Below are 8,326 nucleotides of genomic sequence, written 5' to 3' on the forward strand. Positions count from 1 at the left end.
CGCTGCTCGGGGCGCTGCCGGCCGCCGCCACGGGGCAGGGCGCGCCGGCGCCGCGCGGGCTGCCGGGCAGCCTCGACATCGCCGACATGACCTGGATCGAGGTCCGCGACGCCATCGCCGCCGGCCGGCGCACCGTGATCGTGCCGAGCGGCGGGGTCGAGCAGAACGGGCCGCACATGATCCTCGGCAAGCACGATCATATCGTGCGGTATGCGGCGCAGCGGATCGCGGGCGAACTCGGCGACGCGCTGGTGGTGCCGGTGCTGCCCTTCGCGCCGCAGGGCCGGCTCGACCCGCCCGAGGGCAACCTGCGCTTCCCCGGCACTATCGGCGTCACCGACGAGGCCTTCGCCGCCATGCTGGAGGGCATCGCCCGCAGCATGCGCGCGACCGGCTTCCGGCTGATCTGCCTGCTGGCCGAGAACGGCGCGAGCCAGCGGCCGCAATCCGCTCTCGCCGCACGACTGACCGCCGAATGGCGGCGGGAGGGCACGCGCGTGCTGGCCGTGGACCGCTGGTATGCTGCCATCGCCGAGCAGGATGCCTGGCTGCGCGGCCAGGGCGAGACCGAGGCCAGCATCGGCACCCATGCCGGCATCGGCGATACCTCCGAACTCATGGCGATCCATCCGCCGGGGGTCGATCTGTCCCGCCTGCCGGCGCGGCGGGAGGAGGTGGCGGCCCTGGGCGCGAGCGGGGATCCCGCCCGTGCCTCCGCCGCGCGGGGGGAGGCCATGCTGCCCATGCGCATCGCCGCGGCGGTGGCGCAGATCCGCGCCGCGCAGGGGCGCTGACCCGCCCGTTGCGGCGCCCCGGCGGCATCCCCATGGTGAGGGGGAAAGACGAGGACGCCGCCATGCCGATCGACGAGAAACGCCTCTTCCTGCCGGTGAACATCGCCGTGCTGACGGTGAGCGACACGCGCGACATGACGACCGACACCTCCGGCCGCGCGCTGCAGGAGCGCATCGAGGCGGGCGGCCACCACTGCGTCGCGCGGGAGATCGCGAAGGACGATGCCGGCCTGATCGAGGCGGTGCTGCGCCGCTGGATCGCCGATGCGAATGTGGACTGCGTCATCACCACCGGCGGCACTGGCATCACCGGCCGCGACGTGACGCCCGAGGCCTTCAAGCGCGTGCTGGAGAAGGAGATCGAAGGCTTCGGCGAACTCTTCCGCATGCTGAGCTACCAGAAGATCGGCACCTCCACGATGCAGTCGCGCGCGCTGGGCGGCGTGGCGGACGGGACCTACCTGTTCGCGCTGCCGGGCTCGACGGGGGCCTGCAAGGACGCCTGGGACGACATCCTGAAGTGGCAGCTCGACAGCCGGCACCGGCCCTGCAACCTGGTCGAACTGATGCCGCGGCTGAAGGAACATCTGAAGGCGGCGTGACGCGGACGGCGCACCGGCCTTCGCCTCAGGAGGCGACACCGGTGCGGGCGTTCCAGTCGTCGCCGGTGGAATTGTCGTCCACCCGGCAGAACAGGCACTTGAAGGTGGTGATCCCCGGGACGGCCTTGTGGACGTCGTTGACGACGTTCTTGAGCGTCATGCCGGCATGGAACCAGCGGTTGCGCACCAGCACGATGACGACGCCGAGCTCGGCGCAGACTTCCTGCGCGCCCTCATAGGTCATCTTCCAGGCATCGACTTGCTCGTCGGTGTAATTGCCGAGGTGCCGGCCCTGGTCCTTCGAGAGGATGTAGTTCGGGCAATCGTCGCCACCCGTATAGGCGAGGTCGTTCGCGCCCGGCTGGCTGAGCGGCTGGCCGCCGGTCAGCCGCAGCGCGTTGGTGCTGAAGGACAGCGTCGCGCCGTGCTGCTGGTAGAACTGCACCGTGATGCCGGCCGGCACGCGGAAGGACGTATTGTCGACGAAGTAGTTGCCCTCGAACAATCCGCCATGGCCGCTGAGGAAGCACTCCGTCGCGTTCTTCGTATCCCCGACGATGTAGAGCGAGGAGAGCGTCGTGACGGGCGTGCCGCCTGCCGTGAAGGCGCTGCTTGGGCTCGAGTTGATGTCGTTGGTGACGTGACGCCACCAGCTGCTTGCGACGCTGGCGAACGAACCCATGACGGCCTCCTTCCCGCGCGATCGTCAACGTTGCCTGCCGGGGACCGGCGCGCCACGTGCAGACATTACATTTTCAGCACGATAGCATCTGTCGGCCGCCGGGCCAAAGCCGCGGAATGGTGCATCAGAACAGGGCGAGCTGCGCCGCCTTTGGCACGGCGCCCGGCACCTCGGGCACCTTGAACTGCGAACAGTCCAGCGCGCCCACGCCGCCGCCGCGCCGTTCCAGCCCCAGTCGCCGCGACGCCACCGCGAAGCGCTGCGCCAGCAGGTCCGCATAGACGCCGGTGCCCTTCTGGCGCACGCCGAAGCGGCTGTCATAGAGCGCGCCGCCGCGCGTCTGCCGGATCAGCGAGAGCACCCGCGCCGCACGGTCCGGCATATGGCGCGCGAGCCAATCCTCGAAGAGTTGCTTGATCTCGAGCGGCAGGCGCAGCAGCACGTAGCCCGCGCTGGTCGCCCCCGCCGCGGCCGCGCGTTCGAGGATCGTCTCGAGTTCCGCGTCGTTCACGCCGGGGATCATCGGCGCGGCCAGCACCGCCGCCGGCACGCCCGCCGCCGCCAGGTCCCGCACTGCGGCGAGCCGCCTCTCTGGTGAGGCCGCGCGCGGTTCCATGATGCGCGCCAGGCGGTTGTCGAGCGTGGTGACCGACAGGCACACCCGCACCAGGCTGCGCTTCGCCATCGCGGTCAGGATGTCGAGGTCCCGCAGCACGCCCGCCGATTTGGTGACGATGGTGACGGGGTGGTTGAAGCGGTCCAGCACCTCCAGCACGCTGCGCGTCAGCTTCAGCGTGCGCTCGACCGGCTGGTAGGGATCGGTGTTGGATCCGAGCGCGATCGGCTTCGGGTCGTAGCCGGGCTTGCGGAGTTCCTTTTCCAGCAGCGCCGCGACCTCGGGCTTGAACAGCAGGCGGGTCTCGAAGTCGAGGCCGGGGGAGAGGCCGAGATACGCATGGGACGGCCGGGCATAGCAGTAGACGCAGCCATGCTCGCAGCCGCGATAGGGGTTGATGGCGCGGTCGAAGCCGATGTCCGGGCTGTCGTTCCAGGCGAGGGCGGATCTCGCCCTGTCCGGCGTCAGCGTCGTCGGCAGCGGTGGGAGTTCGGCGAAGGTGGCTTCGAGCGTGCCCCAGCCGTCGTCGAAGGCTTCCCGTGCGGTGCGTTCGAAGCGCACGGCCGGATTGAGGCCGGCGCCGCGACCCTTGCGCGCCAGGGGAGGAAGGGCATGGGCGGAGAGATGGGGGGTGCCGTCCGGCATGACCATGTTCCCATTTCGTTCATGCGTATCCTGCGGGGAGGCGCCGTGACCGTCAAGAACAAAAAGGGAACTTTTGGTTAATCCGCTATGAACCATACCGAGTCGGAGATGCGAACGGGAAGGGAACTCGCGGTCCTGGTGCCGACGCTCAACGCCGCTGCCGGCCTGGGCCGCACGCTCGCCGCCCTCGCCGGCCAGGTGGCGGAGGTCGTCGTCGCCGACGGCGGCAGCACCGACGCCACGCGCGCCATCGCCGAGGCAGCGGGCGCCCGCGTCATCGCCACGCCGCGCGGGCGCGGCAGCCAGCTTGCCGCCGGCGCCGCCGCCGTCACCGCGCCCTGGCTGCTGGTGATCCACGCCGACACGCTGCCCGGCCGCGGCTGGCGCGAGGCCGCCGAGGCCTTCATCGCCGACCCCGCCAATGCCTTCCGCGCCGCGCATTTCCGCTTCGCGCTGGACGATGCCTCGCCGCAGGCGCGCAGGCTCGAACGCGCCGTCGCCTGGCGCTGCCGTGCGCTCGGCCTGCCCTACGGGGACCAGGGGCTGCTGATCTCCCGCGCCTTCTACGAAAGCCTCGGCGGCTACCGCGCGATCCCGATCATGGAGGATGTGGACCTCGCGCGCCGCATCGGCCGTGCCCGGCTGGCGGCGCTGGACCCGGCCTTCGTCACCTCCGCCGAGCGTTGGCGGCGGGAGGGCTGGCACCGGCGCTCGGCGCGCAATCTCGCCTGCCTGGTGCTGTGGTTCGCCGGCGTGCCGCCGGAGCGCATCGCGCGGTTCTACGCCGGCCGGCGCTGAAGGGGCCTTGCCGGGGGACGGGGATGCGCTTTCCTGGCAGGCGCATGAATCTCCGCGTCCTGATCCTGTTCGCGCGCGCGCCGCGCCTCGGCGCTGTGAAGCGCAGGCTCGCCGCCGGCATCGGCGCGCGCGCCGCGCTGCGCTTCCATGTCGCGACACTCGCCGCAACCGCCCGCGCCGTCGGGCGGGACAGGCGCTGGCGAACTCTGGTTTCCGTCACGCCGCCGGGCGCGCGGGCCGATTGGGTGGGGTTGCTGCCGCGTGGCGTGCGGCGCGTGGCCCAGCCGCGCGGCGACCTCGGGCAGAGGATGGAGCGCGCGATGCGGCCCTTCCGCTTCGTGCTGCTGGCCGGCAGCGACATCCCGGGCATCCGCGCCGCCGACATCGCGGCCGGCTTCGCCGCGCTCGGCCGCGCGGACGCGGTGTTCGGGCCGGCGGAGGATGGCGGCTACTGGCTGGTCGGCATGGGGCCGCGGCGGCCCGCCAGGCCCTTCGCCGGGGTACGGTGGTCCACGGAACACGCGCTCGCCGATACGCTGCGCAACTTCGGCGGCCGGCGCGTGGCGTTCGTGCGGCGGCTGCGGGACGTGGACACGGCGGAGGACCTGGTGGCGCTGGGCGCAGCGGCGAGGCGGTAGGGGATGCGAGGGGGCGCCGCCCCCTCGCGCTCCCCCGCCAAGGGCTTAAGGCCCTTGGAACCCCCCAGGATCGCCGGGCAATTCGGGGAGGGGCATCACCGGCGCATCCTCGTGCCTCCCCGAATTCCCCGCTCAAAGTCCCGGTTTCCAAAGGCCTTTCGGCCTTTGGCGGGGGGTGGAGGGAGGCAGCGCCCCCCTCCGTCACGCCGCATGCGCGCACGCCCGTTCCCCGTCCGGGTGGGCCGTCACTGGCCGCGCCCGGCGCGCCATGCCAGCCTGCGCACCGCCAGGAGGAACCTATGCCATGACCGCGCCGCTCCGCTTCGGATTGCTGTTGTTCCCGCGCCTGACGCAACTCGACATGACCGGACCTTTCGAGGTGTTCTCCCGCGTGCCGGATGGCCAGGTGCACCTGGTGTGGAAGACGCGCGATCCGGTGCGTGCGGATACCGGCCTGACCATGCTGCCCGACACCGCCTTCGCGGACTGCCCGCAACTGGATGTCATCTGCGTCCCTGGCGGCCCCGGCGTCGCGGCGCTGATGGAGGACGAGGAGGTGCTCGGCTTCCTGCGCGCGCAGGCGAAGGGGGCGCGGTTCGTGACGTCCGTCTGCACGGGGGCGCTGGTGCTGGGCGCGGCGGGGCTGCTCAAGGGCGTGCGCGCGACAACGCATTGGGCGAGCCATGATTTCCTCGGCGCGCTTGGCGCCGTTCCGGAGCACGGGCGCGTGGTGCGCGACGGCCGCGTGGTGACTGGGGGCGGCGTGACCGCCGGGATCGACTTCGCGCTGTCGCTGGTGGCGGAGATGGTCTCGCCGGAGGTCGCCCAGGCCATCCAGCTGCAGATCGAATACGCGCCGGCGCCGCCCTTCGCCGCCGGCTCGCCGGAGACGGCACCGGCCGAGGTGCTGGCGCGTGCGAAGGCGCGCGGCGCCGGCATGCGCGCCGAGCGCGAGGCGCTGGTCGCGCGCGTCGCCGCAAGGCTCGCGTGATCCTCGCCACCGATCGGCTGGTCCTGCGCCCATTCGAGGCGGCGGATATCCCGGCCTATGCCGCGATCCGCGCCGATGCGGAGGTGATGCGCCACATGCCAGGCGGCGTTGCGCGCGCAGCGACGGCCGGGGCCGATGCGGCGCGCCTGGTGCCGGACTTCGCGACGCAGTGGCGCGGCATCGGTTACGGACCCTGGGCGGTGGAGGACCGCGCGAGCGGCGCGCTGCTCGGCCATGGAGGGCTGCGGCTGCTGCCGGATCTCGGGGGCGAGACGGAGGTGCTCTACATGCTCGGCCGCGCGGCCTGGGGGCGGGGGATCGCGACCGAAATCGCGCGGGCGGCGCGGGAGGTGGCGTTCGGCACGCTGGGCCTGTCGCGGCTCGTGGGCTACGCCGCGCCGGCCAATCTCGCGTCCTGCCGGGTGCTGGAGAAGGCGGGGCTTGCCTTCGAGCGGGAGGTCGAGGTGTTCGGACTGCGTGCGCGGCGATACGTCATGGAGCGCGCGTAGCCGGAGAGGGGCTTTGCCCTCCCTCCGGGCCTTCCCCCACCAAGGATCCCAGACTGGATCTCGGCGGTGACCGAGGGAGCGCGTGCCGTGCATCTCACCCGTCATTCCGATTGAAGTTCCGGTTCCCAAAGGCCTTTCGGCCTTTGGTGGGTGGGGGACCGGGGGAGGGCAAGGCCCGCCCCCGCACCCGCCGTCACCACATCGTCTTCGCCGCGCGCGCGGGCCATTCGCGGTCATAGGCCTCCCCGCCGGTCTCCCCGCCGCTCATCTCCGCGAGGATCCGCCCCGGTGTCGGCAGCCTGCCCGGCGCGACCTGGCGCGACGCATCCCACAGCCCGGCGCGGATCACGGCGCGGGCACATTGGAAATAGATCTCCTCGATCCCGATCACGATGACCGAGCGCGGCGCCGCGCCCTCCACCGCGAAGGACGCCAGCAGGTCCGGGGCGACCGAGAGATGCGCGCGCCCGTTGACGCGCAGCGTCGTGCCCGAGCCCGGGATCAGGAACAGCAGCCCGACGCGCGGGTCGCGCAGGATGTTGCGCAGGCTGTCCACGCGGTTGTTGCCGCGCCGGTCGGGCAGCAGCAGCGTGCGGTCGTCCGCGATGCGCACCAGGCCGTGCGCGTCGCCGCGCGGGGAGGCGTCGAGCCCATCGGCCCCCGCGGTCGCGAGCACGCAGAAGGGGGAGGCCTCGATCAGCGTGCGGTAATGCGGCGTCACCCGGTCCGCCACCTTGGCGGTGGAGGCGAGGTTGGGCGTTCCGTACAGCGCCTCCAGCGCCTCGATGGTTTCGATCCGCATCGCGCGACCTCCCGGATTTCCGTGGACCGGATAGGCCGTGCGGAGCGGGGCTGCCAGCCGGAGGACCGCGCACCCCGTCCGCATTCACGCGGGCTTCATGCCTGCGCGGCATGCTGGCCGCGGAGGCCGTCCATGACCCAGACCAACCCCGCCAACGGCGAGGCGGAACGCGAGACGCGCCAGAGGATCGCCCGGCACCTGCAGGAACTGCACCGCCTGCACCTCGCACTGGCGGAGGAGAGCCGCGGCCTCAAGCGTTTCACGACGGAGGGCGAGGCGCGCGCCGAGATCGACCTCGCCGCCGAGATGCTGGAGCAATACCTCCTCGCCTCGGGCGCCTTCCTCGAGAACATGCGCGGGCGCTTCGAGGCGCGGCTGCCCCTGCTCCGCCGTGGCGAGCCCGCCTTCGGCGGCCGGCCGGAGCAGTCGCCGGAGCATGGCGCCTTCTGGCTGGCCTTCTCGCGGCTGTGTGCCGTGCTGCGCCGGGCGGAGCGGCGTGCGGAAGGGTAGCGGGCCGCTGGCGCGTCAATCCCGCGCCGGGGAGGTGCGGGCCCCCGGCAGTGTCCCGGCCGTGCTGCGGTAGCCGGCTTCGACGACTTCCTCGGCGCGGCCGGTATTCGAACTTCCGTCCGGCGCACCGATGCGGCCCTGCCGGGCGTTCATGAAATCGAAGGCGGTCAGGGCGGCCCGGCTACCTATGGAGCACCGGAGCGGCGCGCGAGGCGGGGCACCGCCCCGCCTCCGGCGCCTGGAGCGGCTTCCGTTCGCCAAGGCTCACCTTCACCGCTCCAGATCATGTCTTAGAGCGGTTTCCGTTCGCCTCGGCTCACGAACACCGCTCCAGGCCTTTGTTTTTGCGAGCATCTTCACCCGATCAGGTGATTCCACCTGATCGGGATCTGCTCTAGCGAGCGTCTTCACCCGATCAGGCGATTCCACCTGATCGGGATCTGCCCTACCGCGCCGCGCGGCGGTTCAGCGCCGCCACCAGCCCCGGCGCTTCGGGCCTGTCGTCTCGGCCTCGGCGTCGAGCACCTTGGGCAGCACCGGGGCGCCGACGACCGGTTCCACCCGCGCGGGCTCGGCGGGGGCGGCCTCAGGCTGCGCGACGGCGGGGGCCGGTTCGGCCACGGGCTCCGCCGGGACCGAGGGTGCAGTCTCGACCGGCGTGGGGGGCGCAGTCTCGGCCGGCGCGGAGGGCGCAGTCTCGGCCGGCGCGGGGGGCGCCGGCTCGCTGGCCGCGATGGGC

Annotated in this window: 11 protein-coding genes and 1 pseudogene; 7 read left to right on the forward strand and 5 right to left on the reverse strand. The window is 72.3% G+C overall.

Annotated elements, in window-relative coordinates:
- Positions 1-794 (forward strand): creatininase family protein (locus GXW76_RS24075; RefSeq protein WP_211864687.1); only part of this gene is annotated, 794 nt, incomplete at its 5' end.
- Positions 795-856: 62 nt separating this feature from the next.
- Positions 857-1,396 carry a molybdenum cofactor biosynthesis protein B gene (gene moaB / locus GXW76_RS24080; RefSeq protein ID WP_211864688.1) on the forward strand — a complete coding sequence of 180 codons (540 nt, stop codon included), beginning with the start codon at positions 857-859 and terminating at the stop codon, positions 1,394-1,396.
- A 25-nt stretch (positions 1,397-1,421) separates the two neighbouring features.
- Here moaB and GXW76_RS24085 read toward each other — a convergent pair whose 3' ends face one another.
- Together GXW76_RS24085 and GXW76_RS24090 are read right to left on the reverse strand one after the other, a co-directional pair.
- Positions 1,422-2,078, reverse strand: a complete 657-nt coding sequence (locus GXW76_RS24085) for a putative adhesin (protein WP_211864689.1) — start codon at positions 2,076-2,078, stop codon at positions 1,422-1,424.
- Positions 2,079-2,202: 124 nt separating this feature from the next.
- Positions 2,203-3,339 (reverse strand): PA0069 family radical SAM protein, encoded by a 1,137-nt coding sequence (locus GXW76_RS24090; protein WP_211864690.1) that lies wholly within the window; start codon positions 3,337-3,339, stop codon positions 2,203-2,205.
- Positions 3,340-3,426: 87 nt separating this feature from the next.
- Here GXW76_RS24090 and GXW76_RS24095 point away from each other — a divergent pair, with 87 nt between their 5' ends.
- The 4 genes from GXW76_RS24095 to GXW76_RS24110 all read left to right on the forward strand — a co-directional run bounded on the left by GXW76_RS24095 (position 3,427) and on the right by GXW76_RS24110 (position 6,275).
- On the forward strand, positions 3,427-4,137 hold the full coding sequence (locus GXW76_RS24095) for a TIGR04283 family arsenosugar biosynthesis glycosyltransferase (RefSeq protein WP_246514670.1): 711 nt from the start codon (positions 3,427-3,429) through the stop codon (positions 4,135-4,137).
- 44 nt (positions 4,138-4,181) lie between these two features.
- On the forward strand, positions 4,182-4,775 hold the full coding sequence (locus tag GXW76_RS24100) for a TIGR04282 family arsenosugar biosynthesis glycosyltransferase (protein ID WP_246514671.1): 594 nt from the start codon (positions 4,182-4,184) through the stop codon (positions 4,773-4,775).
- Between the two features lie 304 nt (positions 4,776-5,079).
- Positions 5,080-5,766 (forward strand): DJ-1/PfpI family protein, encoded by a 687-nt coding sequence (locus GXW76_RS24105; RefSeq protein ID WP_211864692.1) that lies wholly within the window; start codon positions 5,080-5,082, stop codon positions 5,764-5,766.
- Positions 5,763-6,275 carry a GNAT family N-acetyltransferase gene (locus GXW76_RS24110; protein WP_211864693.1) on the forward strand — a complete coding sequence of 171 codons (513 nt, stop codon included), beginning with the start codon at positions 5,763-5,765 and terminating at the stop codon, positions 6,273-6,275. The genes GXW76_RS24105 and GXW76_RS24110 overlap by 4 nt, the downstream gene beginning before the upstream one ends.
- 193 nt (positions 6,276-6,468) lie before the next feature.
- Here the strand turns inward: GXW76_RS24110 and GXW76_RS24115 are convergent, their stop codons facing one another.
- Positions 6,469-7,077, reverse strand: coding sequence for a pyridoxamine 5'-phosphate oxidase family protein (locus tag GXW76_RS24115; RefSeq protein WP_211864694.1), 609 nt, complete (start codon positions 7,075-7,077; stop codon positions 6,469-6,471).
- A gap of 132 nt (positions 7,078-7,209) precedes the next feature.
- Here GXW76_RS24115 and GXW76_RS24120 point away from each other — a divergent pair, with 132 nt between their 5' ends.
- A complete protein-coding gene (locus tag GXW76_RS24120) occupies positions 7,210-7,587 on the forward strand; it encodes a hypothetical protein (protein ID WP_211864695.1) in 378 nt (125 codons plus the stop codon).
- A 15-nt stretch (positions 7,588-7,602) separates the two neighbouring features.
- Here GXW76_RS24120 and GXW76_RS24125 read toward each other — a convergent pair whose 3' ends face one another.
- On the reverse strand, positions 7,603-7,740 hold the full coding sequence (locus GXW76_RS24125; RefSeq protein ID WP_211864696.1) for a hypothetical protein: 138 nt from the start codon (positions 7,738-7,740) through the stop codon (positions 7,603-7,605).
- A 312-nt stretch (positions 7,741-8,052) separates the two neighbouring features.
- Positions 8,053-8,326: pseudogene (locus GXW76_RS26070) on the reverse strand (hypothetical protein); the annotation flags it as partial.

It is taken from the genome of Neoroseomonas soli, from assembly GCF_018129065.1.
Classification (GTDB): domain Bacteria; phylum Pseudomonadota; class Alphaproteobacteria; order Acetobacterales; family Acetobacteraceae; genus Neoroseomonas; species Neoroseomonas soli.

What these genes read in the sequence shown, in the direction of transcription:
- GXW76_RS24125 (WP_211864696.1), bottom strand. Translation starts at nt 7,740, where the DNA reads ATGAACGCCCGGCAGGGCCGCATCGGTGCGCCGGACGGAAGTTCGAAT.
- GXW76_RS24090 (WP_211864690.1), bottom strand. Translation starts at nt 3,339, where the DNA reads ATGCCGGACGGCACCCCCCATCTCTCCGCCCATGCCCTTCCTCCCCTG.
- GXW76_RS24095 (WP_246514670.1), top strand. Translation starts at nt 3,427, where the DNA reads ATGAACCATACCGAGTCGGAGATGCGAACGGGAAGGGAACTCGCGGTC.
- GXW76_RS24105 (WP_211864692.1), top strand. Translation starts at nt 5,080, where the DNA reads ATGACCGCGCCGCTCCGCTTCGGATTGCTGTTGTTCCCGCGCCTGACG.
- GXW76_RS24115 (WP_211864694.1), bottom strand. Translation starts at nt 7,077, where the DNA reads ATGCGGATCGAAACCATCGAGGCGCTGGAGGCGCTGTACGGAACGCCC.
- GXW76_RS24085 (WP_211864689.1), bottom strand. Translation starts at nt 2,078, where the DNA reads ATGGGTTCGTTCGCCAGCGTCGCAAGCAGCTGGTGGCGTCACGTCACC.
- GXW76_RS24100 (WP_246514671.1), top strand. Translation starts at nt 4,182, where the DNA reads ATGAATCTCCGCGTCCTGATCCTGTTCGCGCGCGCGCCGCGCCTCGGC.
- GXW76_RS24120 (WP_211864695.1), top strand. Translation starts at nt 7,210, where the DNA reads ATGACCCAGACCAACCCCGCCAACGGCGAGGCGGAACGCGAGACGCGC.
- moaB (WP_211864688.1), top strand. Translation starts at nt 857, where the DNA reads ATGCCGATCGACGAGAAACGCCTCTTCCTGCCGGTGAACATCGCCGTG.